Source organism: Pseudooceanicola nanhaiensis DSM 18065, from assembly GCF_000688295.1.
Taxonomy (GTDB): domain Bacteria; phylum Pseudomonadota; class Alphaproteobacteria; order Rhodobacterales; family Rhodobacteraceae; genus Pseudooceanicola; species Pseudooceanicola nanhaiensis.
Genome location: NZ_JHZF01000011.1, coordinates 1,324,691 through 1,349,618, shown reverse-complemented (window position 1 = coordinate 1,349,618; position 24,928 = coordinate 1,324,691). Strand labels below are relative to the sequence as shown.

24 protein-coding genes are annotated in these 24,928 nt (G+C 70.7%); 12 read left to right on the top strand and 12 right to left on the bottom strand.

From position 1 onward, the window contains the following. Window positions 1-6: 6 nt before the first annotated feature. Window positions 7-978 carry a cyclase family protein gene (locus Q344_RS0107595; RefSeq protein WP_028286161.1) on the bottom strand — a complete coding sequence of 324 codons (972 nt, stop codon included), beginning with the start codon at window positions 976-978 and terminating at the stop codon, window positions 7-9. Between the two features lie 192 nt (window positions 979-1,170). Here Q344_RS0107595 and Q344_RS0107590 point away from each other — a divergent pair, with 192 nt between their 5' ends. From Q344_RS0107590 to Q344_RS0107580, 3 genes are all read left to right on the top strand, one after another. Continuing rightward, complete coding sequence (locus Q344_RS0107590; RefSeq protein ID WP_036538460.1) at window positions 1,171-1,800, top strand: DUF1007 family protein; 630 nt, start codon at window positions 1,171-1,173, stop codon at window positions 1,798-1,800. Then, window positions 1,797-2,732, top strand: coding sequence for a nickel/cobalt transporter (locus Q344_RS0107585; protein ID WP_229669149.1), 936 nt, complete (start codon window positions 1,797-1,799; stop codon window positions 2,730-2,732). The genes Q344_RS0107590 and Q344_RS0107585 overlap by 4 nt, the downstream gene beginning before the upstream one ends. 115 nt (window positions 2,733-2,847) lie before the next feature. Further along, the gene (locus Q344_RS0107580) at window positions 2,848-4,194 is read left to right on the top strand and encodes an MATE family efflux transporter (RefSeq protein WP_229669148.1); all 1,347 of its coding nucleotides are present in this window, start codon (window positions 2,848-2,850) and stop codon (window positions 4,192-4,194) included. On the opposite strand, the gene Q344_RS23375 is transcribed toward Q344_RS0107580, so the two are convergent. From Q344_RS23375 to edd, 4 genes are all read right to left on the bottom strand, one after another. After that, window positions 4,184-5,278 carry an AI-2E family transporter gene (locus Q344_RS23375; RefSeq protein WP_211249905.1) on the bottom strand — a complete coding sequence of 365 codons (1,095 nt, stop codon included), beginning with the start codon at window positions 5,276-5,278 and terminating at the stop codon, window positions 4,184-4,186. The two genes, Q344_RS0107580 and Q344_RS23375, sit on opposite strands and share 11 nt — an antisense overlap. A 70-nt stretch (window positions 5,279-5,348) precedes the next feature. Beyond that, the gene (locus Q344_RS0107570; protein WP_028286157.1) at window positions 5,349-5,762 is read right to left on the bottom strand and encodes a hypothetical protein; all 414 of its coding nucleotides are present in this window, start codon (window positions 5,760-5,762) and stop codon (window positions 5,349-5,351) included. A gap of 117 nt (window positions 5,763-5,879) precedes the next feature. Continuing rightward, entirely contained in the window at window positions 5,880-6,515 is a 636-nt protein-coding gene (eda, locus tag Q344_RS0107565) for a bifunctional 4-hydroxy-2-oxoglutarate aldolase/2-dehydro-3-deoxy-phosphogluconate aldolase (RefSeq protein WP_028286156.1), read from the bottom strand. A gap of 47 nt (window positions 6,516-6,562) precedes the next feature. Then, complete coding sequence (edd, locus tag Q344_RS0107560; RefSeq protein WP_028286155.1) at window positions 6,563-8,365, bottom strand: phosphogluconate dehydratase; 1,803 nt, start codon at window positions 8,363-8,365, stop codon at window positions 6,563-6,565. A gap of 341 nt (window positions 8,366-8,706) precedes the next feature. Between edd and Q344_RS0107550 the strand changes: the two genes are divergently transcribed. From Q344_RS0107550 to Q344_RS0107540, 3 genes are all read left to right on the top strand, one after another. After that, on the top strand, window positions 8,707-9,900 hold the full coding sequence (locus tag Q344_RS0107550; protein WP_028286154.1) for an RSP_2647 family RNA methyltransferase: 1,194 nt from the start codon (window positions 8,707-8,709) through the stop codon (window positions 9,898-9,900). Next, the gene (locus tag Q344_RS0107545) at window positions 9,897-10,436 is read left to right on the top strand and encodes an RSP_2648 family PIN domain-containing protein (RefSeq protein ID WP_028286153.1); all 540 of its coding nucleotides are present in this window, start codon (window positions 9,897-9,899) and stop codon (window positions 10,434-10,436) included. The genes Q344_RS0107550 and Q344_RS0107545 overlap by 4 nt, the downstream gene beginning before the upstream one ends. Window positions 10,437-10,570: 134 nt before the next feature. Beyond that, entirely contained in the window at window positions 10,571-12,112 is a 1,542-nt protein-coding gene (locus Q344_RS0107540) for a trimethylamine methyltransferase family protein (RefSeq protein ID WP_028286152.1), read from the top strand. 6 nt (window positions 12,113-12,118) lie between these two features. Here Q344_RS0107540 and Q344_RS0107535 read toward each other — a convergent pair whose 3' ends face one another. Further along, window positions 12,119-12,436, bottom strand: coding sequence for a DUF6477 family protein (locus Q344_RS0107535; protein ID WP_028286151.1), 318 nt, complete (start codon window positions 12,434-12,436; stop codon window positions 12,119-12,121). 240 nt (window positions 12,437-12,676) lie between these two features. Between Q344_RS0107535 and Q344_RS0107530 the strand changes: the two genes are divergently transcribed. From Q344_RS0107530 to lipA, 3 genes are all read left to right on the top strand, one after another. Continuing rightward, window positions 12,677-13,816 (top strand): DUF6456 domain-containing protein, encoded by a 1,140-nt coding sequence (locus Q344_RS0107530; protein ID WP_028286150.1) that lies wholly within the window; start codon window positions 12,677-12,679, stop codon window positions 13,814-13,816. Between the two features lie 67 nt (window positions 13,817-13,883). Further along, entirely contained in the window at window positions 13,884-14,831 is a 948-nt protein-coding gene (locus Q344_RS23370; RefSeq protein ID WP_036538452.1) for a hydrogen peroxide-inducible genes activator, read from the top strand. A gap of 120 nt (window positions 14,832-14,951) precedes the next feature. Beyond that, a complete protein-coding gene (lipA, locus tag Q344_RS0107520) occupies window positions 14,952-15,908 on the top strand; it encodes a lipoyl synthase (protein ID WP_028286149.1) in 957 nt (318 codons plus the stop codon). 114 nt (window positions 15,909-16,022) lie between these two features. Here lipA and Q344_RS0107515 read toward each other — a convergent pair whose 3' ends face one another. The 3 genes from Q344_RS0107515 to purD are packed head-to-tail and all read right to left on the bottom strand — an operon-like array spanning window position 16,023 to window position 18,600. Beyond that, the gene (locus Q344_RS0107515) at window positions 16,023-16,598 is read right to left on the bottom strand and encodes a retropepsin-like aspartic protease family protein (RefSeq protein WP_028286148.1); all 576 of its coding nucleotides are present in this window, start codon (window positions 16,596-16,598) and stop codon (window positions 16,023-16,025) included. A 54-nt stretch (window positions 16,599-16,652) separates the two neighbouring features. Further along, complete coding sequence (locus Q344_RS0107510) at window positions 16,653-17,273, bottom strand: MarC family protein (protein WP_028286147.1); 621 nt, start codon at window positions 17,271-17,273, stop codon at window positions 16,653-16,655. 58 nt (window positions 17,274-17,331) lie between these two features. Continuing rightward, window positions 17,332-18,600, bottom strand: a complete 1,269-nt coding sequence (gene purD, locus Q344_RS0107505) for a phosphoribosylamine--glycine ligase (protein WP_028286146.1) — start codon at window positions 18,598-18,600, stop codon at window positions 17,332-17,334. A 147-nt stretch (window positions 18,601-18,747) separates the two neighbouring features. Here purD and Q344_RS25050 point away from each other — a divergent pair, with 147 nt between their 5' ends. Both Q344_RS25050 and xseA read left to right on the top strand, forming a co-directional pair. Continuing rightward, window positions 18,748-19,377, top strand: coding sequence for a hypothetical protein (locus tag Q344_RS25050; protein WP_028286145.1), 630 nt, complete (start codon window positions 18,748-18,750; stop codon window positions 19,375-19,377). 83 nt (window positions 19,378-19,460) lie between these two features. Beyond that, window positions 19,461-21,002 carry an exodeoxyribonuclease VII large subunit gene (gene xseA, locus Q344_RS0107495; RefSeq protein WP_028286144.1) on the top strand — a complete coding sequence of 514 codons (1,542 nt, stop codon included), beginning with the start codon at window positions 19,461-19,463 and terminating at the stop codon, window positions 21,000-21,002. Between the two features lie 260 nt (window positions 21,003-21,262). On the opposite strand, the gene Q344_RS0107490 is transcribed toward xseA, so the two are convergent. Both Q344_RS0107490 and Q344_RS23365 read right to left on the bottom strand, forming a co-directional pair. Continuing rightward, entirely contained in the window at window positions 21,263-21,667 is a 405-nt protein-coding gene (locus Q344_RS0107490) for a hypothetical protein (protein WP_028286143.1), read from the bottom strand. Between the two features lie 54 nt (window positions 21,668-21,721). Beyond that, the gene (locus Q344_RS23365) at window positions 21,722-22,789 is read right to left on the bottom strand and encodes an alkane 1-monooxygenase (protein ID WP_051630373.1); all 1,068 of its coding nucleotides are present in this window, start codon (window positions 22,787-22,789) and stop codon (window positions 21,722-21,724) included. Between the two features lie 187 nt (window positions 22,790-22,976). Between Q344_RS23365 and ftsY the strand changes: the two genes are divergently transcribed. Next, on the top strand, window positions 22,977-24,320 hold the full coding sequence (gene ftsY, locus Q344_RS0107480; RefSeq protein WP_028286142.1) for a signal recognition particle-docking protein FtsY: 1,344 nt from the start codon (window positions 22,977-22,979) through the stop codon (window positions 24,318-24,320). 80 nt (window positions 24,321-24,400) lie between these two features. Here the strand turns inward: ftsY and Q344_RS0107475 are convergent, their stop codons facing one another. Then, entirely contained in the window at window positions 24,401-24,886 is a 486-nt protein-coding gene (locus Q344_RS0107475; protein ID WP_028286141.1) for an MgtC/SapB family protein, read from the bottom strand. Window positions 24,887-24,928: the final 42 nt, after the last annotated feature.

The window sequence follows — 24,928 nt, the reverse complement described above, 5'->3', positions numbered from 1 at the left end:
GCGATCTCAGCGGATCGCAACAGGGTTGATGATCATCTGCACCGCCCCGCGCACCCGCGCCTGTCCGAGCACGAACATGAATTCGTAGGTCTCGTCGGCGGCCAGCTCCTCGGTCACCATGTTCTCGAGGATGTAGATGCCGTTCTTGGCCAGCAGGATCTGGTGCACCTCGAAGACGCCGACGCCCTCCTCGAAGGGCAGGACCTCGAGCCCCCAGGTGTCGGCGCCGACCGCCATCACCCCGATCTCGGCCAGGTATTCCGCGCCGGTCTTGCCCAGCCCCGGCTCGACCGAGCCATAGCGCTCGGCGTCCCGCGTCTCTTCCTTCAGAAGGTCGAGCCAGCCGGAATGGAACAGCACCACATCGCCCTCGCGGATCTCGGTGCCCTGCGCCTCGGCGGCGGCGATGATGTCCTCGCGCGTGTAGGCCGTGCCCTCGCTCAGCATCGGCTCGCCGAAATGCTTGGCCATGTCCAGCAGCACGCCGCGGGCCACGAGCGGCGGGACCTTCTCGATCCCGAGCTTCGTCAGCCCGTCGCCCATCACGAAGTCCGAATCCTCGAACCCGTTGTAATAGGTGTGATCGACCCCGATATGGCCCAGCCCGTCGATCTGCGAGCCGATGCCGAGCCAGCCCATGAAGATGTCGTCGTTGTAGGTCGTCATCGTCTCGCCAAGGCCCGAGCTGTTGACCTGTCCCGGCTGCAGCACCGCGATCGACATGGAGCGGGGCGCGAAGGCCGGCACGTCGCGGTCGAGCGTCAGGCCGAGCGCGTAGACCTTGCCCTCCGTCACCAGCGCGGCGGCGGCCCTGGTGGCCTCCGGGCTCATGCGGTTGGCGGCGCCGATCTCGTCCTCGGGGCCCCACTGGCTCTCGGTCCAGCTCATGTCCGCCGCGGCGGTGTCCTGCGCGACGGCCCCGCCGGCCGCGCACATCATCACGAGCCCGGCCAGTGCCGGTGCGATCAATCTTGTCATGGTTTGTCTCCTCCCTGGGTGCGGCGCCTGTCACATTCCGGCCGCGCAGCGGGAGCGTAGAATGCAACCTGACGTAAAGTCACGCCGCGATGCAGCGGCACGGGAACGGACCGGGGCGGGCAGGTTCGGCGAAAGGTCGCGCAGCGCATTTGCCGCCTAGCCAGCCGCGGTCCGAGCGGCTAATTCCAAGCCATGGACCGCCTGCTTCCCGCGCTGTTTGCCATCCTGCTGCCCCTCGGCGCGCAGGCGCATCCGCATATCTTCGTAGACACCGCCCTTGCGCTGGTGACCGACGCGGCGGGCCGCCCCGCGGGGGTCGAGGTCACCTGGCGCTACGACGAATTCTATTCGCTCCTGATCTTCGAGGACATGGGGCTCGACGGCGATTACGACGGCACCCTGACCGAGGCGGAGCTGGCCCGGCTCACCGGGTTCGACATGCAGTGGGTCGACGGCTACGCGGGCGATCTCTATGTCAGCGCCGCCTCGGGGCCGGTGACGCTCGGCCCGCCCGAGCCGCGCGGCACGGCGGTGAGCGGGGGGCGGATCGAGACCCGGCATTTCCGTCCCTTCGCCGAAGCCGCGCCGCCGGATCTGGTGCTGCGGGCCTATGATCCGACCTATTACACCGCCTACGACCTGACCGGCGGCGTCACGGCGCCCGAGGGCTGCGCGGCGGTGATCGAGGACCCGGATCTCGAGGCCGCCCGGAAACGCGTCGAGGAAGAGCTCGACGGGCGCCCGCCCACGATCGACGACTTCCCCGAGGTGGGCGAGGCCTTCGCGCAGACCGTCACGATTCACTGCGGAGCTGCTCAATGAGCGATCACTCCATGCCCCGCCCGCGTGTGGCGCTCTGGGCCTGGGTGCCGGTGACGCTCTTCGCCGCTCTGGCGCTCTGGCTCTTTGCCTTCGGCGGCATGGAGACGATCACCCTGCGCGCGATGGAGGGCCAGCGTTCGGCGCAGAACGCGCTCGCGGGCGGGCTGCGCGGCGTGAAGGCCGGGCAGGCGGGCGCGGTGCTGGGGCTGATGGCGATCTGCTTCACCTACGGCTTCTTCCACGCGGCAGGCCCCGGCCACGGCAAGGTGCTGATCGGCGGCATGGGGCTCGCCGGGCGCGGCACGGCGCGGCGGCTGGCCTGGCTCGCGCTCCTGTCGAGCCTCGGGCAGGCGGTCACCGCCGTCCTGCTGGTCGGGGCGGGTATCCTGCTGCTCGGCTGGGGCCGCGAACAGCTCACCGGCGCGGCCGAGGCGCTTTTCGCGCCCGTCTCCTGGGCAGCGATCGGACTGATCGGCCTCTGGCTGATCCTGCGCGCGACGCGCCGCCTGCGCCGGATCGGGCGGCCCGTGCCGGCCGGGCATCACGACCACGACCACCACCACGACTGCGGGCACGATCACGGCCCCGGCGTCGAGGCGGTGGAGCGGGTGACGTCGTTCCGCGAGGGCGCGCTCCTGGTGCTTGCCATCGCGATCCGTCCCTGCACCGGGGCGCTGTTCCTGCTGATCATCACCCATGCCATGGGGCTCTTCGGCACCGGGGTCGTCGGCACATTCGCCATGGCGCTCGGGACGGCCAGCATCACGATCCTCGTCGCGCTGCTCTCGGCCCATGCCCACGGGGCGGCGATGGCCCGCGTCTCGGACCTCGCGACCTCCGACACCGTGGCGCGCACCACGGCGCTGATCGAAGGCGCCGCCGGCGCGCTGATCGCTGCCGTGGCGCTCGGCCTGCTCCTGCCGCTGCTCTGAGGGCGCGGCCGCGGGGCCGGGGCACAGAAGGCCCCGCCACCTGTGCATGGGGCGCCCGGCTTCCGCCTTGCCGCCCCGCCGTCCCGGCCCTAAAGCCCCTGCCATGACCGCCCGGATGACATACGGCGCCCATGTGAAGGCGATTCTCGCGCTCGGCCTGCCGCTGATCGGCAGCCACGTGGCGCAGTTCGCCGTGCAGATGACGGACACCTTCATGCTGGGCTGGTACGACGTGCGCGTGCTGGCGGGCGAGGTGCTGGGCGGAACGCTCTTCTTCATCCTGTTCATCGCGGGCTCGGGCTTCGCATGGGCGGTCTCGCCGCTGGTCGCCAGTGCCGAGGGGGCGGGCGACACGACCACCGCGCGGCGTGTCACCCGGATGAGCCTCTGGATCTCGGCGCTCTATGCCTGTGCGACGCTGCCCTTGCTGCTGAATGCCGACACGATCCTGCTGGCGCTCGGGCAGGAGCCCGAGCTGGCGCGGATCGCGGACGACTACCTGTCGATCACCGCCTGGGCGATCTTCCCGGCGCTCGGGGTGATGGTGCTGAAAAGCCATCTCTCCGCGCTCGAGCGCACGCGCGTCGTCTTCTGGGTGACGATCCTCGCTGTGCTGGTGAACGGGCTCGGCAATTACATGTTCATCTTCGGCCACTGGGGCGCGCCCGAGATGGGGGTGCGCGGCGCCGCCGTCGCGACCGTCATGGTGCACACCGTCTCGCTGCTCGCGCTGGTGGTCTACACCGAGACCGCGACGCCCGAACACGAGCTGTTCCGCCGCTTCTGGCGCCCGGACCGGGAGGCCTTCGGCACCGTCTTCCGCCTCGGCTGGCCGATCGGGATCACCACGGTGGCCGAGGTCGGGCTGTTCGCCATGTCGTCGCTGATGATGGGCTGGATCGGGCCGCTGCACCTTGCCGCCCACGGGATCGCGATCCAGGTCGCCTCGGTCGTGTTCATGATCCATCTGGGGCTGTCGAATACCGCCACGATCCGCGCCGGCCGCGCGATCGGGCGGGGCGACGCGCAGGGGCTGCGCGACGGGGCTCTGGTGGTCACGGCGCTGTCGGGCCTTGCCGCGCTCGTCACGATCGCGATCATCGTCGCCATTCCCGGGCCGCTCATCGGGCTCTTCGTGGACCCGGCCGACCCGGACCGCCCCCGGGTGATCGAGATCGGCACCGTCCTGCTCTACGCCGCGGCGCTCTTCCAGCTGGTCGACGCGGCGCAGGTGATGGCGCTCGGCCTGCTGCGCGGGGTGCAGGACACGCGCGTCCCGATGATCTACGCGGCGATCTCCTACTGGCTGATCGGCGTGCCCTGTTCCTATGTCCTGGGCTTCGTGCTGGGCTGGGAAGGCCCGGGCATCTGGCTTGGCCTCGCCGCCGGGCTCGCCGCGGCGTCCGTCTTCATGATGACGCGGTTCTGGCACAACACGCTGCCGGCCGCGCTCAGGGCCTGACGATCAGGCCCGTCGCCCTCGGATCGTCGATCCGTTCGGCCAGCAGGATCGAGACCGGGCGCGTCGCCGGGAAGGCATGCAGCACGATGGCGAGGCTCGCGGTCATCGGCACCGCGAGGATCGCGCCCGGGATCCCCCAGATCGCGCCCCAGACCGCCAGGGCGCAGACCACGACGATCGGGCTCTGGTTCAGCTGCCGCCCGATCACCTGCGGCTCGATGATGTTGCCGACGAGGATCTGCGCCACGGTCATCACCGCGGCCAGCAGGAGCGTCGTGCCCAGCTCTCCGAACTGCACGACCGAAAGCAGGACGGGGAAGGCCACCGCCACGATCGAGCCGACATAGGGGATGTAGTTGAACAGCCCGATCATCAGCGCCCAGAAGAGGGCGAAATCCAGCTCGAAGCTCCGCATGATGACATAGGAGATCACGGCGATGAGCACGTTGATGCAGGTCTTGACCAGCAGGTAGCGGCTGACCCGTTCGCGCACGCTGGCCAGCGCCTCGAAGGAGCGTTCGGCATTGTTCCGGTCGCGCATGGCGACCGCGAGCTTCTCGGCCAGGCTCTGCCGTTCGGACAGCAGGAAGATGGTGAAGACCATGGTGATCAGCACCGCCACCCCGGTCGAGGTCAGCGCGCCCAGCACCGAGAGCGCAAGCTGGCGCAGGTCGATCTCGTCGATCGTCGCCTCCCGGATCGCCTGCCAGGCCTCGCCGCTCTCGATGTGGAAATAGGCCGCGATCCGCGAGACGATGTCGCGCAGGTTCTCTTCATAGGCCGGGGTGCGCAGGACAATGTCGTCCACCGTGGAGGCGACGACGGCGTAGAGCAGCAGCACCACGAGGGCGAAGGCCGCGAGAAGCCCGAGGCGCAGAGCGAAGGCCGGCAGTCGGCCGATGAGCGGCAGGCGCGACAGCGCCTCGGTCGCGGCGTGGATCATCAGCGCGAGGATGGTCGCCGAGGCGAGCGGCAGCAGGATGAACTTGCCGATGACCAGCAGCCAGCCGAGCGCCAGCACCAGCACCACGGCGAGCACGAAATTCAGAAAAGGCGCGTCCTTCACCATCCGTCTCCGCGGCACGGGCATCTTCCGGGGACTGTAGGACGGCAGGTGGTGCCGGTCGAGTGCGGCGTTTCGCGCGCGCGGCGGTTCAGCCCATCCCGCGCTCGCGCATCAGCCGGTCCGCCTTCTTGCGGACGAGCACCGTGCGCAGGTCGTGCATCGCCATCAGCAGCGTGTCGGTGATCTCGGCCAGCTGGTCGTCGCTGGCCTTGCCCTGCGCCCAATGGGCGGTCTGGTTCAGATGGTCCACCGTGCGCCGGATGTCGTCGATGTCGCGCGCGGCCAGCTCGGCCTGCCGGGCGGTCATCCAGTCGCGGATCGCGGCCAGGTCGGCCTCGGAGAGCGGCCGGTCCCCGTGCGGCTTGATCTCGCCGTTGCGGATGTTGACGACGGCGATCTGGTCCATCTCGATCCGCCGCATCCGGTCCTCGGTGTCGACGCGGAAGACGAAGGCGCCGTTCTCGCGGGTGCGGAAGAAATAGGGGGGCAGGTCGGATGCCATGGGAACTCCGGGCGTGACGTTTGCGGCCGGTGTAGCAGGGCAGGGACCATGCAGGCTACCGGGGGCGGTGCATTTCGCGCGGACCGTCTCGGAACGGGCACGGCCCGACCCGGGGGGTCACAGCGCCGCCGCCTCCCGCGCGAGATCCTCGATCGCCCTCCAGTCGCCCGCCGCGATCAGCTTTTCCGGGCAGACCCAGGACCCGCCGACACAGGCGATGTTGTCGAGCGCGAGGTACTCGCCGGCGTTCCCGGGCGTGACGCCGCCCGTCGGGCAGAAGAGGATGCCGGGGATCGGCGCGCCGATGCCCTTGATCGCCCTTGCCCCGCCCGAGGCCTCGGCCGGGAAGAATTTCTGCACCCGGTAGCCGCGTTCCAGGAGCGCCATCGCCTCGGACGCGGTCGCGGCACCCGGCAGCATCGGCAGCCCGGCCTGTTCCGCCGCGGTCAGCAGCCTGTCGGTCGCCCCGGGCGAGACCCCGAAGGTGGCCCCCGCCGCAACCGCCTGGCTCACCTGCTCCGGCGTCAGGAGGGAGCCCACGCCCACGTATCCGCCCGCGACGCCCGCCATGGCGCGGATCGCGTCCAGCGCGGCCCCGGTGCGGAGCGTGACCTCGAGCACCGGAAGCCCGCCCGCGACCAGCGCCTCGGCGAGGGGTTTCGCATCCTTCGCGTCGTGGATGGTGATGACCGGGATCACCGGGGCGAGGCGGCAGAGGCGCTCGGTTTCCGTGCTGGCGGTGTCGGGTGTCATGGGGTGGATGCCTCCGGCGGGAGTATTTCTGGAAAGATGAAGGGGGGTCAGACCACGTTCGAGGCGCCCGCGGTGGCGGGGCCGGCGTAGCGGCGGAAATTCTCGAAAAGCTCGCGGCCGATGCCGAAACCGTTGGCGGAAAGATCGGGCAGGCGCGCCTCGCGGGTCTCCAGATCGACGGGCGTGGTGAGCGTGCCCTCGACCGCATCGACGCGGACGATGTCGCCGTCCCGCAGCTTCGCCAGCGGGCCGCCGTCCGCCGCCTCGGGGGCGACGTGGATGCAGGCGGGGACCTTTCCGCTGGCGCCCGACATGCGACCGTCCGTCACCAGCGCCACGCGGATGCCGCGGTCGAGCAGCACCGCCAGCGTGGGCGTGAGCGAATGGAGCTCGGGCATGCCGTTGGCCTTCGGGCCCTGGAAGCGGACGACGACGACGGTGTCCGAGGTGAACTCTCCCGCCTTGAAGGCGGCCTTCACGGACGCCTGGTCCTCGAAGATGCGGCAGGGGGCCTCGATCACGTGGTAGTCGGGCTTCACGGCCGAGACCTTCATGATCCCGTCGCCGAGATTGCCCCGCAGGCGCTTGAGCCCGCCGGTTGCCTGGAAGGGATCGGTGGCGGGGCGCACGATCTTGTCGTTCTGGGAGACGCCGGCGCCGGGTTTCCAGGTCACGCGGCCGCCCTCGACGAAGGGCTCCTCGGTGTAGCGGTGCAGGCCGTCGCCCGCCACGGTCTTGACGTCGTCATGGAGGAGACCCGCCGAGAGCAGTTCCCCGATCAGGTAGCCGAGGCCCCCCGCCGCGTGGAAATGGTTCACGTCGGCGAGGCCGTTCGGGTAGACCTTCGCCAGCTGCGGCGTGGCCTGGGAGATCTCGTCGAAATCCTCGGTGGCGAGCTGGATGCCCGCGGCCCGCGCCATCGCCGGCATGTGCAGGACGAGGTTCGTGGAGCCCCCCGTCGCCATCAGCCCGACCATGCCGTTCACGAAGGCCTTCTCGTCCAGCACCTCGCCCGCCGGGCGGTAGTCGTTGCCGAGCGCGGTGATCTCAAGCGCGCGCTCGGTCCCCGCGACGGTCAGCGCGTCGCGGAGCGGCGTGTTCGGGTTCACGAAGGAGGCACCCGGCAGGTGCAGCCCCATGAACTCCATCAGCATCTGGTTCGAATTCGCGGTGCCGTAGAAGGTGCAGGTGCCGGGGGAATGGTAGGAGGCCATCTCGGCCTCCATCAGCTCGGCGCGGCCGATCTCTCCGGCGGCGAAGAGCTGGCGGACGCGGGCCTTCTCGTCGTTGGGCAGACCCGACGGCATCGGCCCCGCGGGCAGGAAGATCGCGGGGATATGGCCGAAGGTCGCGGCCGCCATCACCAGCCCCGGCACGATCTTGTCGCAGACGCCCAGATAGAGCGCCGCGTCGTAGCAATTGTGCGAGAGCGCGATCCCCGCGGCCATGGCGATCACGTCGCGGGAGAAGAGCGAGAGCTCCATGCCCGGCTCGCCCTGCGTGACCCCGTCGCACATGGCGGGCACGCCGCCCGCGACCTGCGCGGTGGCGCCCTGCGCCCGGGCCGCATCGCGGATGATGCCGGGGAAGCGTTCGAACGGCTGATGCGCGGAGAGCATGTCGTTGTAGGCCGTCACGATCCCGATATTCGGCGCGCGGCCCCTGGCCAGCGCCTCCTGGTCCTGCGGCAGGCCGGCGTAGGCATGGGCCTGTCCGCCGCAGCTCAGGTGCGCGCGGGTTGGGCCCTTGTCGGCAGCGGCGCGCAGCCGGGCGAGGTAGGGGTCCCGCGTCGGGCGCGAGCGCTCGACGATCCGCTCGGTGACGGCGGCGATGGTCGGGTTGAGGCTCATGGCGTCTCTCCTGTTCCTTGGCCGCATCCTATCAGGCGGTGTTAGCGATAACAACGCACGCGGCGCGGCCCGGCCGCCGGGCCGGTTTCAGGTCTGTTCCGGCGTGCGGGTGCTGACCTTGCAGGGAACGCCGGTCCTGTCGTGGGTGATCCATTCGCCGACCGGCCCTCCGTTCTCGACATCGCCGGAGCGCATCCCCGTGCGGTCCAGCCGGGCCCGTTCCCGGTCATCCGTCGGGACCCCGTCGCCTGGCCATGCAGGAAAGCTAGTCCTGCGGCGGGGGCGAGGCAAGGCGGCGCGCCGGGCCTTCCAAGCCCATGGAAAGCGGAGTAGAGGGGGGCATGAGCACCGACCTTCCCGTGATCCGCCTGAAACCAAAGGCCAACGCCCGCGCCATCCGCCACGGTGCGCCCTGGGTCTATGACAACGAGGTGGTCACCGACCGCCGCACGAAGAACATCGCGCCGGGGTCGGTGGCCGTGCTGGAGGACGAGGAGCGCCAGCCGCTGGCCCTCGTCGGAGTGAACCCGAACTCGCGGATCTTCGCCCGCGTGCTCGACCGCGCCGATGCGGGCGCGCCTGACACGGCGTGGTTCGCGGAGCGGATCGGCAAGGCGCTCGGCCTGCGCGAGCGGCTCTTCGATGCGCCCTTCTACCGGCTGATCCATGCCGAGGCGGACGGCCTGCCTGGCGTGGTGATCGACCGGTTCGGCGACACCTGCGTGGTGCAGCCGAACGCCGCTTGGGCCGAGGTCCTGCTGGACGAGATGGTCGCGGCGCTGGTCGAGGTGACGGGCTGCGCCAATGTGCTGAAGAGCGCGAGCGGGCGGGCGCGGGGTCTGGAAGGGCTCGACGATCAGGACGCGGTTCTGACGGGCGCAGCACCCGAGACGCCGGTGGCGGTGCCGATGAACGGGGCGACCTACATGGCCGACCTGACCGGCGGACAGAAGACCGGGCTGTTCTACGACCAGCGCCCGAACCATGCCTTCGCGCAGCGGCTGGTCGCGGGCGCGCGCGTGCTCGACGTCTTCTCCCATGTCGGCGGCTTCGGGCTGGCGGCGCTTGCGGCGGGGGCGGAAAGCGCGCTCTGCGTGGACGGCTCGCAACCGGCGCTCGACCTCGCGGCGCAGGGGGCGGAGGCGCAGGGCGTCTCGGAGCGATTCTCGGTGCGGAAGGGCGATGCCTTCGACGTGATGACGAAGCTCGCCGAAGAGGGCGAGACCTTCGACGTGGTGATCTGCGACCCGCCCGCCTTCGCGCCGTCCAAACAGGCGCTCGAGGCGGGGCTGCGGGCGTATGAACGGGTGGCGCAACGGGCGTCGGCGCTGGTGCGCGAGGGCGGGTATCTCGGCCTCTGCTCCTGCTCGCACGCGGCGGATCTGTCGAAGTTCCGCCAGGCCTCGACCCGGGGAATCGGCCGGGCGGGGCGGCGGGGCACGCTGATCCACACGGGCTTTGCCGGGCCGGACCACCCGATGCACCCGCAGCTGGCCGAGAGCGGCTATCTCAAGGCGCTGTTCTACCGGCTATGAGGGCGCTGCTCGACGCCTGCGTCATCTACCCGACGGTGATGCGCGAGATGCTCCTGGGCGTCGCGCGCGAGGGGCTTTTCGAGCCGCTCTGGTCGGCGCGAATCCTCGAGGAATGGGCGCTGGCGGCGGCCAGGCTGGGCCCGGGCGGCGAGGCGCTGGCGCGGGGCGAGATCGCGATGGCCGAGGCGGCCTTTCCGCGTGCCTCGGTCCGGCTCCAGCCCGGGCAGGAGGCGCGATTCTGGCTGCCGGACCCGGCCGACATCCATGTGCTGGCAGCGGCGGTCGTGGGGCACGCGGATGTCATCGTGACGATGAATGCGAAGGATTTTCCGCAGAACATCCTTGGCGACGAGGGGCTCTCCCGCGCTGACCCGGACAATTTCCTGCTGGGCTTCCTGCAGGCGCATCCCGCGCCGGTGGAGAAGGTCGCAACCGCCGTCCTGGACGAAGCAAGGCGCCTGTCGGGCGAGCCCTGGACGATGCGCGGCCTGATGAAGAAGGCGCGGCTGCCGCGGCTCGGCAAGGCGCTGTCCTAGGGGCGCTGTCGTGGGGGCGATGTCGCTTTTGCTTGCAGGGTGGCGCAAACGGGCCCAACCGGCTCCTGCCGACCCGCTATGACACTCGCCAACGGGCCGATTGCGTTTCGGCCCCATGCGGAAAGGGCGGATGCATGAACGAGGCAGTCGAACGGCGCAGGACACGGGGCGGCGGCGGGGCCGCACGCCGGGCCGAACGCACCACGATGCGGATCGAGACCGCGCGCTTCATCGAGCGCAACATTCCCAACATGGAGCTTCTGAACGAGGAGACGCTCCAGATCATCGAGCACAACGCCGAGACGGTGCTGGAGGAGATCGGGGTCAATTTCGTGAACAACCCCGCCGCGCTGGACCGCTGGCGCGAGGCCGGGGCCGAGGTGACGGGCGAACGGGTCCGCATTCCCCGCGGCCTGGCCCGCGAGCTCTGCAAGACGGCGCCGTCGAAATTCACCCAGCATGCCCGTAATCCCGAGAAATCGGTCGAGATCGGCGGCAAGTCCCTTGTCCTCGCTCCGGTCTACGGGCCGCCCTTCGTGCGCGAAGGCAGCTCCCGCCGTTACGCGACGATGACGGATTTCGAGAAATTCGTGAAGCTCGGCTACATGTCGAAATGGCTGCACCATTCCGGCGGGACGGTCTGCGAACCGACCGACGTGCCGGTGAACAAGCGCCACCTCGACATGCTGCTGGCGCACATGACCCTGTCGGACAAGCCCTTCATGGGATCCGTCACCGAACCGGCCCGGGCGCAGGATTCGGTCGACATGTGCAAGATCCTCTTCGGCGAGGGCTTCGTGGCCGAGAACACGGTGATGACCTCGCTGGTCAACATCAACTCGCCGCTGACCTTCGACGACACGATGATGGGCGCCCTTGAGGTCTATGCCGCCAACATGCAGGCCGCGATCATCTCGCCCTTCATCGTCGGCGGCGCGATGGCGCCGGTCTCGGTCACCGGGACCTTGACGCAGGTGCTGGCCGAGGTGCTGGCGGGCGTGGCCTATTCCCAGCTCGTCCGGAAGGGCGCGCCGGTGATCTTCGGCGCCTTCGTGACCTCGATCGACATGAACTCCGGCGCGCCCACCTTCGGCACGCCCGAGGCTTCGCAGATCCTCTACGGCGCGGGCCAGCTCGCCCGGCGTCTGAACCTGCCCTTCCGCTCGGGCGGCGGGCTCTGCGGGTCGAAACTGCCCGACGCGCAGGCGGCCTATGAAACCGCCAACACGCTGAACGCGGCGCTTCTGGGGGGCGTGAACTTCATGCTCCATGCCTGCGGCTGGCTGGAGGGGGGGCTCGTGTCCTCCTTCGAGAAGTTCGTGATGGACGCGGACCAGCTGGGCGCGCTGCACAAGATGGCCGAGGGCGTGGCGAACGACGAGAACGCGCAGGCGATGGACGCCCTGCGCGAGGTGGGGCCCGGCGGCCACTACCTTGGCTGCGCGCACACCCAGGCGAACTTCAAGCAGGCCTTCTGGCGGACCGAGGTGCTGGATTACAAGCCCTTCGAGACCTGGGAGGAAGAGGGCGCGCGGGATACCCAGATGCTGGCCTCGGCGCGCGTCGACAAGCTTCTGGGCAATTACACCCAGCCCGAGATGGACCCGGGCGTCGCCGAGGCGCTGGCGGCCTATGTCGCCCGCCGCAAGGCCGAGATGCCCGACGCCTTCGTCTGAGGCGGCCTAGGACCGATCCAACGCGGGCGCCCGCACCGGCGCCCGCGTTTCCATGAGCAGCGCGGCCTCGCCCAGCACGGCGATCATCGTATCGACATGGCGGGCGGGGGAATAGCCCGCGTCGCCCGCGCGCCGGCCTTCGTCCTGCCAGCTCTCGATCTCGATCAGGCGGACCAGCGCCTCTGCCGGGCCGGGCAGGGGTCCGATCCCGAAATAGCGGCGCAGCCGCCGGTCGCGCCGGTACTCCGGGGCTCCGATCCGCGCCGCCTGCATCAGCAGCGTCGGGCGCCGCAGCGCGGCCAGCCGTGTCAGCACATCCTGCATGTGATCCTCCGTTTCGGCCCCGCATCGGAGCCCGCCCGGAAGATGGCACACAGCCTGTGGGTGTTGCGCGAGACGCCTGGCGGCGCACGCTGCGTTTGGAGAAGTTTATCTTTTGAGAACAATGATGTCTCAAAGCGTTAACTGTTAACGTTTGAGAAACTTGTTCCCGCATAGGCTGTATAGGCTTCTGGGGATAAAAACACGGGCCGGACAACGGCCGGGGGAAAAGGACCATTGAACATGCCGGGTAATGCCTCGGCCAATCCGGGGTCCGGGACGGTGCCGTCCTGGGTGCCGGACGCCGCGATACGCTATCTCGCCCATACCGAGGAGGGCCGGTCGATCCGCGCGCTCGCTCGGATGAGCGGCTGCCATGCCTCGACTGTCCTGCGACAGATCAGGCGCGTGGAGAACCTGCGCGACGATCTTCTGGTGGACGAGGCCCTGCGGGGCCTCGGCCGGACCGCGTTCCGCCGCGCCCGTCACAGCGATGAGGAGCCAGAAGCGATGACCCTGCAACAACCGGTGGACGACGGCACCCTGCCGAACGCTGCGGAACTCAGGCGCGAGGCGCGGCGCGTGCTGCGCCGGCTCTGCGAGCCGGGGGCAGTGCTGGCGGTCGCGCCGGACATGGAGAAGGCCGTCGTGGTGCGCGATACGGCCGCCGGAACGGTCGAACGGCTCGCCGTGCTGGACCGGTCGGTGGCGCAGGCGATGGCGCTGAAGGACTGGATCCATTGCGCGGCGCCGGGCCGCGTCTCGCGCTACGCGATCACCGCCGCGGGCCGGGCCGAGCTGAACCGCCTTCTGGTCCAGGCCGAGGGCGGGGCAGGCCGCGGTCCCGGCATGGCCGAGGACGCCGCCGGCTTCGTGCATGTCAGCGATGCGCTCTGCGGCTCCCGCGACGACGAGGAGGACGATGCGGCCGCCGACCGCCGCCGCATCCGCTACGGCGCCCCCGACACGCCGCTCGCCATGCTCTCACGGCGGCGGGACCGGAACGGGCAGCCCTTCCTGGACGATGCGCTGGTGCGGGCGGGCGAACGGCTCGCGGAGGATTTCGAGCTGGCCCAGATGGGCGGGCGGACGGCGCAGAACTGGGACGGGTTCCTGACCGCCGGCACCGCGACCACCGCTGCGCCCGGGCATGCGCGCGGCGCCGAGGCGGCGCGCGACCGGGTGGCCGGCGCGCTGCGCGATCTCGGGCCGGGGCTGGGCGACGTGGTGCTGCGCTGCTGCTGCTACCAGCAGGGGCTCGAGACCGCCGAGCAGACGCTGGGCTGGTCCGCGCGCTCCGGCAAGATCGTGCTGCGCATCGCGCTCCAGCGGCTGCGGCGGCATTACGACGAGCTGGGCGATGCGGGCGGGATGATCGGCTGACCGGGGGCGCCGGGCAGCAGCGATAGCGACAGCTTGCGGAGGCGCCCGTTTCCGATAATCTGCGCCTATGGCAGTCACCTTCCGGCAACTCACCTACTTCAAGGCGCTGGCCGAACAGCAGAACTTCGGCCGCGCCGCCGAGACGGTACATGTCTCGCAGCCCGCGCTCTCGGCCCAGATTCGCGAGCTCGAGCTGACCCTCGGCGCGCCGCTGATCGAACGCCAGCCGCGCCGGGCGCTGCTGACGCCCTTCGGACGGCGCATGCTGGTCCATGCCGAGGCGATCCTGTCCGGCGTCGCCCAGATGGAGGAGGAGGCGCGCTGGCGCGAGGGCCTCGCCGGGCGGCTCTCGCTGGGGATCATCCCGACCGTCGCGCCCTACATCCTGCCCGGCGCGCTGGCGGCGCTGCGCGCGCGCGACCTGTCGCTCGACGTGCAGGTGAGCGAGGGCAAGACGCACCGGTTGCTGGGCGAACTGGCTTCGGGCCGGATCGATGCCGCCCTCATGGCCCTGCCCGCCGAGGGGAAGGGGCTGGTGGCCGCGCCGCTGTTCGAGGACCGCTTCCTGCTGGCCGGCACCGCCGCGCGCCTCGCCTCGCTGGGCGAACGGAGCGAGGCGCTGCGGCCCACCGAGATCGAACCGGGCCAGCTTCTCCTGCTCGAGGACGGGCATTGCCTGACGGACCAGGCGCTCGAGGTCTGCGGCCGGGGGCGGGGGCATGCCCAGATCAACATGGGCGCCTCGTCGCTCAGCACCCTGTCGCGACTGGTGGCGGCGGGATTCGGCCTGACGCTCCTGCCCGAGATCGCGCTGTCGGTCGAACGGATGGCGGCGCCGGGGCTGTCGGTGATGCGCTTCGCCACCCCCGAACCGGCCCGGCAGATCGGCCTCGTCCGGCGCTCGGGCAGCCGCGACGACGGCTGGTTCGAGACGCTCGCCGGGGTTCTGGCCGAGGCGGGGGACGGGATCGTGCAGGGCTGCCGCGCCGAGGTTCCCGTGGTCGCGGGGGTCTGAGCGGCCGCCCCGCGGCGGGTGCGAGACCTGCATGCCGGGCAAGGCCGCCCTGACCGGGTGGCGCTTGTGTTGCGCCCCGCCTATGTTAAACGCAGACGGACACGGCACCGGAGGCGGACAATGCGCGACCTCAAGATACCCGAGCAACGGCATCCCGAGAAGGCTCATCGGCCGGACAATGCCCAGCCCAAGAAACCCTCGTGGATCCGGGTGAAGGCGCCGACGTCGAAGGGGTATTTCGACACCCGCGAGATCATGCGCGAGCATCGCCTCTCGACCGTGTGCGAAGAGGCCGGCTGCCCGAACGTCGGCGAATGCTGGAGCCAGGGCCACGCCACCATGATGATCATGGGCGAGGTCTGCACCCGGGCCTGCACCTTCTGCAACATCGCCACCGGCAAGCCGCCCGAGGCGCTCGACGTGTTCGAACCGGGCCGGGTCGCGGACGCGGTGGCGAAGCTGGGGCTGAACCACGTGGTCATCACCTCGGTCGACCGCGACGACATCGATGACGGCGGGGCGGAGCACTTCGCCCAGACCATCCGCGCGATCCGTCACCGCGCGCCGGGCACCACGATCGAGATCCTGACGCCGGATTTCATCCGCTGCGGGCCGGAGGCGCTGGAGAAGGTCGTCGAGGCGAAGCCGGACGTCTTCAACCACAACCTCGAGACCGTGCCGGGCCTTTATCCCGAGGTGCGGCCGGGGGCGCGGTATTTCCATTCGCTGCGGCTGCTGCAGCGGGTGAAGGAGCTCGACCCCTCGATGTTCACCAAGTCGGGCATCATGGTGGGGCTGGGCGAGGAGCGTCAGCAGGTCGTGCAGGTGATGGACGACATGCGCGCGGCCGACATCGATTTCCTGACCATCGGCCAGTACCTCCAGCCGACGCCGAAGCACCACGCGGTTGCGGCCTTCGTGACGCCCGAGGAATTCGCGGGCTACGAGAAGGCGGCCTATGGCAAGGGCTTCCTGATGGTCTCGGCCACGCCGCTCACGCGGTCCTCCTACCACGCCGGCGACGATTTCGCGCGGCTCCGCGAGAACCGGCTGAAACGGCTCGGGCTGGGGGCGTGAGGCGGGGCCGGGCGCGATCCCGGCCTGCATCTCCTGACCGAAAAGCCTGACCCGGGGCAGGTGCAGCCCGCCCTGGGCGGATGACCGGACCCGAGCCCATGCCGTTTCGCCGGCCTACCGCGTCAGCACGAGCGCGCCATTCTCGATCTCGATCTTCGAGAAATTCTGCAGATAGGCCATGCCCATCAGCGAGCCGGGCATCTTCCCCTCACTGACGAAGGCGCGGAAGTTCCGGTCGGTCACCGGCCCGAGGCTGATGCTGTCGAGCCGCACCGGCGCGATCCGGACCGTGCCGTTCGCGGTGGCGGCCTGCCCGAAATAGGTCAGGCCGGACAGGTCGATCCCTGCCGCTTCGGCATCCTCGTGGCTGAGCACCAGATCGGTCGCCCCGGTGTCCACGATCATCCTGAGCGGCGCGCCGTTGACCTCGGCCGTGACATAGTAATGCCCGTCGGGCGACCTCGGCACCTCGATCACGCCGTTCTGCACGCGCTGCACCGGCGCGATGGTGCGGCGGATGTCGCCCCAGAGCCCGATGGCCGCCACCACGCCCAGAAAGATCAGCGCCCAGAGCGCCGCGTGCTGGAGCATCACCCCCATCCGTCCGCGGTAGCGCACGATCGTGTAGCCGCCGATCGCCGCGCCGAGCAGCACGAGGTAGACGAGGCTGCCGAAGTCGTAAGATGTCATCGCATCCCTCCCGTTGCCCTTCATATAGGAGGGCCGGGCGGCGGCGGCGAGGTGTCAGTCGGCCATTCCGAAGGCCCGCAGCCCGTCCAGCACGAACTGCACCGACAGCGCCGCAAGCAACATCCCGAGCAGCCGTGTCACCACGTTGATGCCGACCCGGCCGAGCAGCCGCTCCAGCAGGCCCGCGGTCAGGAAGAGCGCGAAGACCACCAGCAGGACCGCCACGGTGACGCCGATGGTGCTGAGGATCCCCGGCAGCCCGGGATCGCGGCCCGCCAGCAGGATCACCGTCGCGATCGCACCGGGCCCCGCGATCAGGGGAATGGCGAGCGGAAAGACCGAAGGGTCGTCGCCGTCCTCCTCCTCGTCGGCCTTGTCCTCGCGCCGCTTGGTGCGGCGTTCGAACAGCATGTCGAGCGCGGTGAGGAACAGGAGGATCCCGCCCGCGATCCGGAAGGCCGGCATCGAGATGCCGACGAACCCCAGCACCGCCTCGCCGAAGATGGTGAAGAGCGACAGGATGAAGAGCGCGACGAGGCAGGCACGGATCCCGACCGCGCGGCGGTGGCTCTGCGGATCGCCCTGGGTCAGCGCCGCGAAGAGCGGCGTGAGCCCGATCGGGTCGATGATCACGAAGAGCGCGACGAAGGCGGTTATCAGGTCCGAGGCATCCATCGGATCCATTGAACACGGATCCTCCCGCGGGGAAAGGCCCGGTGCGCGGGCCGGCCCGTCAGCCGCCCAGCACCCGCCAGCCGATGTCGCGGCGGCAGAACCCCTCGGGCCAGTCGATCGCGTCGATCATCGCATAGGCCCTCTCGCGCGCCTCGGAAAGGCTGGGGCCGCGGGCGGTGGCGTTCAGCACGCGCCCGCCGCTGGCCAGGATCCGGCCCTTGTCGGCGATGGTGCCGGCGTGGAAGCACATCTCGAACGAGCTTTCGACCAGCTCGTCCAGCCCCCGGATCTCGGTGCCCTTCTCGTAGGCGCCGGGATAGCCTTCGGCCGCCATCACCACGGTGATCGCGTGGTCCTCGGCCCAGTTCACCTTCATCTCCGCAAGCCGCCCTTCGGCCGCCGCGTGGATGAGATCGAGCGCCTGGGCCCCGAGGCGCAGCATCAGCACCTGGCATTCGGGATCGCCGAAGCGGACGTTGTATTCGACCAGCCGGGGCTCTCCGTCCTCGATCATCAGCCCGACGTAGAGCACCCCCTGGTAGGGCGTCCCGCGGCGGACCATCTCGGCCAGCGTCGGCTTCACGATCCGCTCCATCGTCTTCGCGGCGACCTCGTCCGAAAGCACCGGGGCAGGGGAATAGGCCCCCATGCCGCCGGTATTCGGCCCCGCATCGCCGTCGAAGGCGCGCTTGTGGTCCTGCGCCGTGCCGATCGGCAGCGCCGTCTCGCCGTCGCAGAGCACGAAGAACGAGGCCTCCTCGCCGGTCATGAACGCCTCGATCACCACCTCGGCCCCGGCCGCGCCGAATTCGCCCGAGAACATGTCGTCCACGGCCGCGAGCGCGGTCTCGAGGTCCATCGCGACGATCACGCCCTTGCCGGCGGCCAGACCGTCGGCCTTGATGACGATGGGCGCGCCCTCGCGCTCCACATGGGCGCGGGCGGCGGCGGCGTCGGTGAAGCGGGCATAGGCGGCCGTTGGGGCGCCCGCGGCATCGCAGATTTCCTTGGTGAAGGCCTTGGAGGCCTCGAGCCGCGCGGCCGCCTTCGATGGGCCGAAGACGAGGATCCCCGCGGCGCGCAGATCGTCGGCCACGCCCGCGGCAAGCGGCGCCTCGGGCCCGACGATCACGAGGTCGATGGCGTTGTCGCCCGCGAATTCCGTCACCGCGGTGCCATCGAGGATGTCGAGCCGGGCACATTCCGCGATGGCGGCGATCCCCGCATTGCCCGGCGCGACGATCAGCTTGTCGCATTTCGGGTTCTGCATCGTGGCCCAGGCCAGCGCATGCTCGCGGCCGCCGCCGCCGAGGATCAGGATGTTCATGGATCGCCCTTCCGTCGTTTGGCGCGGTTTAGCCGCGCGGCCGGGGCAGGGCAAGCGCGCGGGCGGCGCGGGCGCGGCCGGCGCGGCGGCATGTGACGAATGCCCGCGCCGCGCTATCTCGTCCCGGGATAGCCGAAGGAGCTTCCGATGCCACTCTCCCCCTCCCGCCTGCGCGGCCTCTGCGGTGCCGTCGTCCTGTTCCTCGCGGCCGGGGCCGCCCTCGCCGGCGGGATGCCGGCCCCGGCCGGGCCCGCGCCCGCCGCCCCAGGGCCCGGCATCCTGGCCGTGGCGGGCACCGCCGAGGCGCTCCGCCCCGTGGCGAGCCGCCGCGCGGAGGGAGAGATCGTGCTGCGCTATCCCAACGGCTGCTTCCTGCTCTACACCGACGAGGGCGCGCTGATCGGCGAGGGGGCGGCCTGCCTGCGCGTCCAGACCGAGGGCGCCGAGGCCGCGATCCGCCCCTATCTCGCCGCCCGTCCGGCCCTGCCCGACAGCTCCGCCGCGGCCTATGCCGGCACCGGCAAGGTCGGCGCGTCGCCGGTCAACGGGCAGCTCGTCCGCACCCGTTCGGGCGGCTACACGCTGCGGATCGCGGGCGGCGAGGGGGTCTGCACCGGCACCCTCCGCGTCGAACCGGACGCGACGCGCGCGCAGCGCATCCCGATCTCGTGCAACACCGGGGTCCGCGGCACCGCCTACGTGATCCGCGATCCCTGGGGCATCAAGGTCTCGCTCATGCTCACCAACGGGCTCGGCGGGCTTGTCCGCCTGATCTGACGCGCCCGATCCTGCCCGGCAGGGCTGGAGGCCCGCGCCGCGCTTCTCTATGCTTGGTCCCGGAGCAGCAAGGGGACGCCAGGGTGGAGCTTTTCGAGGACGACGCACAGGGCAACACGCCGGAATTCACCGTCTCGGACATCACCGGCGCGGTAAAGCGGCTGATCGAGGGCGAGTTCTCCCACGTCCGCGTCCGCGGCGAGGTCGGCCGTGTCGTCGTCGCCCGCACCGGGCACATGTATTTCGACCTGAAGGACGACCGCTCGGTGATCGCCTGCGTCTCCTGGAAGGGGCAGGTGTCGAAGTTCCGCCACAAGCCCGAGGAAGGCATGGAGGTCATCGTCACCGGGCGGATGACCACCTTCGGGCCGCAATCCAAGTACCAGCTCAACGTCGAATCGGTCGAACCCGCGGGGGCGGGCGCCCTGATGGCGATGCTCGAGGCGCGGAAGAAGAAGCTCGAGGCCGAGGGGCTCTTCGCGACCGGACGCAAGCGCCCGCTGCCCTTCCTGCCCGAGGTCATCGGCGTCGTGACCTCGCCCTCGGGCGCGGTGATCCGCGACATCCTCCACCGGCTGCGCGACCGCTTCCCCCGGAAGGTGCTGATCTGGCCCGTCGCGGTGCAGGGCCAGAACTGCGCGCCCGAGGTGGTCCGCGCGATCGAGGGTTTCAACCGCTTCACCCCGGGCGGCGCGCTGCCGCGGCCCGACCTGCTGATCGTCGCCCGGGGCGGCGGCTCGATCGAGGACCTCTGGGGCTTCAACGAGGAAAGCGTCGCCCGCGCCGCCGCGGCCTCCGACATTCCCCTGATCTCGGCCGTGGGGCACGAGACGGACACCACGCTGATCGATTACGTCTCGGATTACCGTGCGCCCACGCCCACGGGCGCGGCCGAGCGCGCCGTGCCGGTCCGGGTCGAGCTGATGGCCTGGCTCGAGGGCACCGCCGGCCGCCTGATCCGGGCCGAGACCCAGATGGTGACCCTGCGCGGCCAGCGCCTCCGCGATCTCGCCCGCGCGCTCCCCCGGCCGGAGACGCTCCTCGACGGTCCGCGCCAGAGGCTCGATGTCTGGTCCGACCGCCTTCCCGCCGCGCTCAAGGGCGGCGTCCAGCGCCGCCGGGTCCTGCTCTCGGAGGTGTCGGGCAGTCTCCGCCCCGGCGTGCTCCGCGCCCGGATCGACCGCGCGCAGGACCGGCTCGAGGACCGCGCCGGGCGTCTCGTCCCGGGCCTCGCCCGCGCGCGCCAGCGCAAGGAGGAGGCGCTCGCCGCCACCGCCCGCCGCCTCCGGGTCGAGCCGATCTCGCAGGACATTGCCCGCAAGCGCCGCGAACTCGACCGCCACGCCGCCCGCCTCAAGGCGCTTGGCGAGGCCCGCATCGCCAGGGCGCAGGACCGGCTCGACGCGACCGACCGCCTGTTGCGGTCCCTGGGCTACGAGGCCACCCTCGAACGCGGCTACGCCGTGGTCCGCGACACCGCGGGACACCTGCTCACCCGCAGGACCGAGGCCGAGGCCGCGGGCGCCCTCGAGATCCAGTTCGCCGACGGCCGCCTCAGGATCGGCGGCACCGCGCCGTCGCGGGCGAAATCCACCGACAAGCCGGAGCAGGGCTCGCTCTTCTGAGCCACCCCCTGCCTTCCTCTGGTCCATGTATCCCGGGGGAGTCGCCCGCAGGGCGACGGGGGCAGAGCCCCCAACCATGCTTTGCCGCCTTCCGGCGGCGGGGGGCAGAGCCCCCGTGCAATCCTCTGCCGCCCTCCGGCGGCGGGGGGCAGAGCCCCCGTGCCATCCTCTACCGCCCTCCGGCGGCGGGGGGCAGAGCCCCCGTGCCATCCTCTGCCGCCCTCCGGCGGCGGGGCGGCGATGCGATCCGCCGCCAGAGGTCAGACGCCCACCTCGGGCCCCTTGCACATCATCTCGTCGGTGGAATTCTCGACCTCGTAGAGCTCGGTCCGGCCCGGGTCGTTCTCGAACCGTGCGACGAGGCCGCCGGCCCCGAGGTAGAAGCTCCAGCATTGCGGCTCGCCGGGCGTGTCCTCGTAGACGAAGCAGATCAGCCCGCCGGCTTCCTCGTACCAGCGGCCCTCCTTGCAATTGCCGTCCAGGAAGGACCAGCGCACCCGCCGGTCGTCCATGTATTTCTCGACCCCGTAGGCCGCCCCGTCGGCCCCGTAATAGAAGGTCTTGCCGCGGGAATAGCTGTCGAACTCGGCCCCCGACATCGGGCCGTCGAGCGCCATCAGCGGGCTTGCCGCGCAGAGAAGGAGGAAGGTCGCGATCCGTTTCATGGCGCGATCATGGCGCATGCGCGCGCCGGATTCCAATGACAAAAGCCGTGAGGATCACTCGGCCGGGTCGCCGTAGAGACCGGGGTAGCCCGGCGCGACCTCGTCGGGGGCCCAGTCCGGCAGCCGGCGGTCCATCACCCGCCGCCAGAGCCGCGGGACAAGCGCGATGCAGGCCATGATCGGCAGCGCATAGGGCAGGATCGGCATCGTGTCGCGGTCGAGCTGGAGCGCGGGGAAGGGGCGCATCGGATGCATGTGGTGGTCCGAATGGCGCGGCGCGTTGAGCATGGAGGCGCCGGTCATCGCGTGCGGCGAGTTCCAGGAATGCTGCGGCCCCACCGGTTCGTAACGTCCGTCCTCCAGCCGCGCGCGTTCCAGCCCGTAATGCTGCACGTAATCCGACAGCAGGACCTGCGCCTGCGCCATGCCGCACATCCCGAGGAGCGCGACGATCCCGGATCCCCCCGCCAGCGCCCAGGCCAGCGCGATCATGGCCGCCGCGCCCAGCACGTAGCCGATGTAGGGATTGGCGAGGGCCGGGCGTCCCGCGCGGCGCAGGTCCGCCCGCTCGGCGGCGAGACCGGCGCGGAAACTGCCGATCCAGGCGCGGGGCGCGTAGCGCCAGAAGCCTTCGCCGGGCCGCGCGGTCGCGGGATCGAGCGGCGTGGCGACGTGGCGGTGGTGGACCTTGGGATGGGCCGAGGCGTGGTGTCCGAAGAGCAGCGAGGTATAGACCAGCCGCCCGAGCTTGCGCGCCTCGCGCTCGGGGCTGTGGACGAGCTCGTGCGCGTTCGGATGGCCGACCTGTCCGAACCACGTGGCGAAGGCCAGGCCCGCCACCACCGCGTCCATGCCGTCCGCGCCGGTCGGCCCGCCGATCCAGTAGAGCGCGGCGGCCATCATCCACAGATGCGCGATCCCGAGGAACTGGCTCAGCCCCTTGGAGGCGGGAAACTCCGCCTGCGGGTTGCGGTTGCGCCAGGCCCGCGGGACGAGCTTGTCCATCACGGCGGTGAAGACGGTCAGGTAGAGCAGCGCGACCCAGTCCCAGGGCCCGCCCAGGCAGGCCGCCATCAGAAGCAGCGGCAGCGGCATGAGCGATGCCACGGTGAATGCGGCCATGAACCTGATCCTTTTGCCTGTTTCTGCCCGGTTTGCCCCGGATCCGTCAATGCCGGGCGAATCCGGACAATTTCGGGCGCAAAGGCGAAGATCTCGCGGCAGGGCGGGAACTGCGGCGGGCCGGGTGGCCTTCCATCCCGGACCATTCCGCACTAGGTGAATTGCACTGACATAGGAGAAGCCTGCAATGGCGTTTTTCTCGAAACTCAAGGACCGCCTCTTCAAGTCCTCCTCGAAGATCGAGGAGGGACTCGACGCGATCGTGGAAGAGGGCGGCAGCGCCGATCCGGAGACGCCCGGCACGCCCGGCCCCGACATCACGCCCCCGGCCGAGCCCGATCCGGTCCCGCAGCCCCCCGATCCCCAGCCCGAGCCCGAACCGACGCCGGTTCCGCCCGCGCCCGAGCCCGATCCCGCGCCGCGCCCGGACGAGGTGCCGCCGAACGATCCCGGCCCGACCCCCGGCCCGGACATTCCCGCGCCGGGCCCCGAGGAGGTCCCGGCCTCGCCGCCCGACTTCGTGCCGGCCCCCGCCCCGCAGGAGGCGCCCGCGCCCGATCTGCCGCAGGAGATCCCGACCGGCACCCCGAACGAGATCCCGACGAACCCGGGCAATCCGGGCCGGACCACCGGCTTCCTCGGCCGGCTCTTCGGCCGCGAGGAGGCGCCGGCCCGCGCGCCCGCCGCCCCCGTCGTGCGCCGGGCGCTCGACGACGACATGGTGGAGCAGCTCGAGGAGCTGCTCATCGCGGCGGACATGGGCGTGGACACCGCGCTCCGCGTGACCTCGAACCTCGCCGAGGGGCGGATGGGGCGCCGGATGTCGGTGGCCGAGATCAAGGGCCTGCTGGCCGCGGAGATCTCGCGCATCATGGAGCCCGTGGCGCGGCCGATGCCGCTCTATCCCAGGAAGCCGCAGGTGGTGCTGGTGGTGGGCGTGAACGGCTCGGGCAAGACCACGACCATCGGCAAGCTCGCCTCGCAGTTCAACGCTGCCGGCAAGAAGGTCATCATCGCCGCGGGCGACACGTTCCGGGCCGCGGCGGTCGAACAGCTCCAGGTCTGGGGCGATCGCGCCGGCGTGCCGGTGATGAAGGCCGATCAGGGGACCGACCCGGCGAGCCTCGCCTTCGACGCGATGACCCGCGCCGAAGCCGAGGGCGCCGACCTCCTGATGATCGACACGGCCGGGCGCCTGCAGAACCGTCAGGACCTGATGGAGGAGCTGGCCAAGATCGTCCGGGTGATCCGCAAGAAGGACCCCTCGGCCCCGCACAACACCCTGCTGGTGCTCGATGCCACCACCGGCCAGAACGCGCTGAGCCAGGTGGAGACCTTCCGCAAGCTCGCCGATGTCTCGGGCCTCGTGATGACCAAGCTCGACGGGACCGCCAAGGGCGGCGTCCTGGTGGCGCTGGCAGACAAGTTCGGCCTGCCGATCCACGCCATCGGGGTTGGCGAGCAGATCGACGACCTCGCCCCCTTCGACCCCGAGGATTTCGCCCGCGCGCTCACCGGCGCCGAGGCCTGACGTGACCCCCGCCTCGCGCTGTGACACGCCGGGGCCCGCCGGCCGCAGGGCCCGCCCGGCATGATCCGGGCAGGCGCGCGTCAGCCGTCGTCCGGGCGCCCCACCTCGAGCGCCTTGAAGATCCGCAGCACCGTCAGCCCGAGCACGGTCGCCACCACCGCGAGGCCGAGGTGCCCGAGGCCGCAGGCCACGCCGACCGCCCCGGCCAGCCACATCCCGGCGCCGGTGGTCAGCCCCTTCACGTCGCCGCCGCGGGTGAAGATCGTGCCCGCGGCCAGGAAGGCGACGCCCGCGGTGACCGCCTCGATCAGGCGGATGGGATCCTTGCGGATGCTGTCGTCGTCCCCGATCGGCGAGAGCATTATCGCCAGCGTGATCAGCCCGAAGAGACAGGCCGCCAGGGAGATCATGACATGCGTCCGCAGGCCGGCGTGCTTCTGGCTCGATTCGCGCTCCCAGCCGATCATGCCGCCCAGCACGATGCCCACGGCCAGTCTCAGGACCACGATGCCCCAGCCGTGCCCCGGTATCGGCGGGGCGGTGAATTCACGTATCAGTTCGTCCATGTGTGCCTCGTTTTCATGGCTAACGCATTCTGACCGCGGGGG

Bases quoted from the DNA above. Each gene is read 5' to 3' on its own strand.
- Q344_RS0107595 (WP_028286161.1), bottom strand. From the start codon at position 978: ATGACAAGATTGATCGCACCGGCACTGGCCGGGCTCGTGATGATGTGC.
- Q344_RS0107590 (WP_036538460.1), top strand. From the start codon at position 1,171: ATGGACCGCCTGCTTCCCGCGCTGTTTGCCATCCTGCTGCCCCTCGGC.
- Q344_RS0107585 (WP_229669149.1), top strand. From the start codon at position 1,797: ATGAGCGATCACTCCATGCCCCGCCCGCGTGTGGCGCTCTGGGCCTGG.
- Q344_RS0107580 (WP_229669148.1), top strand. From the start codon at position 2,848: ATGACATACGGCGCCCATGTGAAGGCGATTCTCGCGCTCGGCCTGCCG.
- Q344_RS0107570 (WP_028286157.1), bottom strand. From the start codon at position 5,762: ATGGCATCCGACCTGCCCCCCTATTTCTTCCGCACCCGCGAGAACGGC.
- eda (WP_028286156.1), bottom strand. From the start codon at position 6,515: ATGACACCCGACACCGCCAGCACGGAAACCGAGCGCCTCTGCCGCCTC.
- edd (WP_028286155.1), bottom strand. From the start codon at position 8,365: ATGAGCCTCAACCCGACCATCGCCGCCGTCACCGAGCGGATCGTCGAG.
- Q344_RS0107550 (WP_028286154.1), top strand. From the start codon at position 8,707: ATGAGCACCGACCTTCCCGTGATCCGCCTGAAACCAAAGGCCAACGCC.
- Q344_RS0107545 (WP_028286153.1), top strand. From the start codon at position 9,897: ATGAGGGCGCTGCTCGACGCCTGCGTCATCTACCCGACGGTGATGCGC.
- Q344_RS0107540 (WP_028286152.1), top strand. From the start codon at position 10,571: ATGAACGAGGCAGTCGAACGGCGCAGGACACGGGGCGGCGGCGGGGCC.
- Q344_RS0107535 (WP_028286151.1), bottom strand. From the start codon at position 12,436: ATGCAGGATGTGCTGACACGGCTGGCCGCGCTGCGGCGCCCGACGCTG.
- Q344_RS0107530 (WP_028286150.1), top strand. From the start codon at position 12,677: ATGCCGGGTAATGCCTCGGCCAATCCGGGGTCCGGGACGGTGCCGTCC.
- Q344_RS23370 (WP_036538452.1), top strand. From the start codon at position 13,884: ATGGCAGTCACCTTCCGGCAACTCACCTACTTCAAGGCGCTGGCCGAA.
- lipA (WP_028286149.1), top strand. From the start codon at position 14,952: ATGCGCGACCTCAAGATACCCGAGCAACGGCATCCCGAGAAGGCTCAT.
- Q344_RS0107515 (WP_028286148.1), bottom strand. From the start codon at position 16,598: ATGACATCTTACGACTTCGGCAGCCTCGTCTACCTCGTGCTGCTCGGC.
- Q344_RS0107510 (WP_028286147.1), bottom strand. From the start codon at position 17,273: ATGGATGCCTCGGACCTGATAACCGCCTTCGTCGCGCTCTTCGTGATC.
- purD (WP_028286146.1), bottom strand. From the start codon at position 18,600: ATGAACATCCTGATCCTCGGCGGCGGCGGCCGCGAGCATGCGCTGGCC.
- Q344_RS25050 (WP_028286145.1), top strand. From the start codon at position 18,748: ATGCCACTCTCCCCCTCCCGCCTGCGCGGCCTCTGCGGTGCCGTCGTC.
- Q344_RS0107490 (WP_028286143.1), bottom strand. From the start codon at position 21,667: ATGAAACGGATCGCGACCTTCCTCCTTCTCTGCGCGGCAAGCCCGCTG.
- Q344_RS23365 (WP_051630373.1), bottom strand. From the start codon at position 22,789: ATGGCCGCATTCACCGTGGCATCGCTCATGCCGCTGCCGCTGCTTCTG.
- ftsY (WP_028286142.1), top strand. From the start codon at position 22,977: ATGGCGTTTTTCTCGAAACTCAAGGACCGCCTCTTCAAGTCCTCCTCG.
- Q344_RS0107475 (WP_028286141.1), bottom strand. From the start codon at position 24,886: ATGGACGAACTGATACGTGAATTCACCGCCCCGCCGATACCGGGGCAC.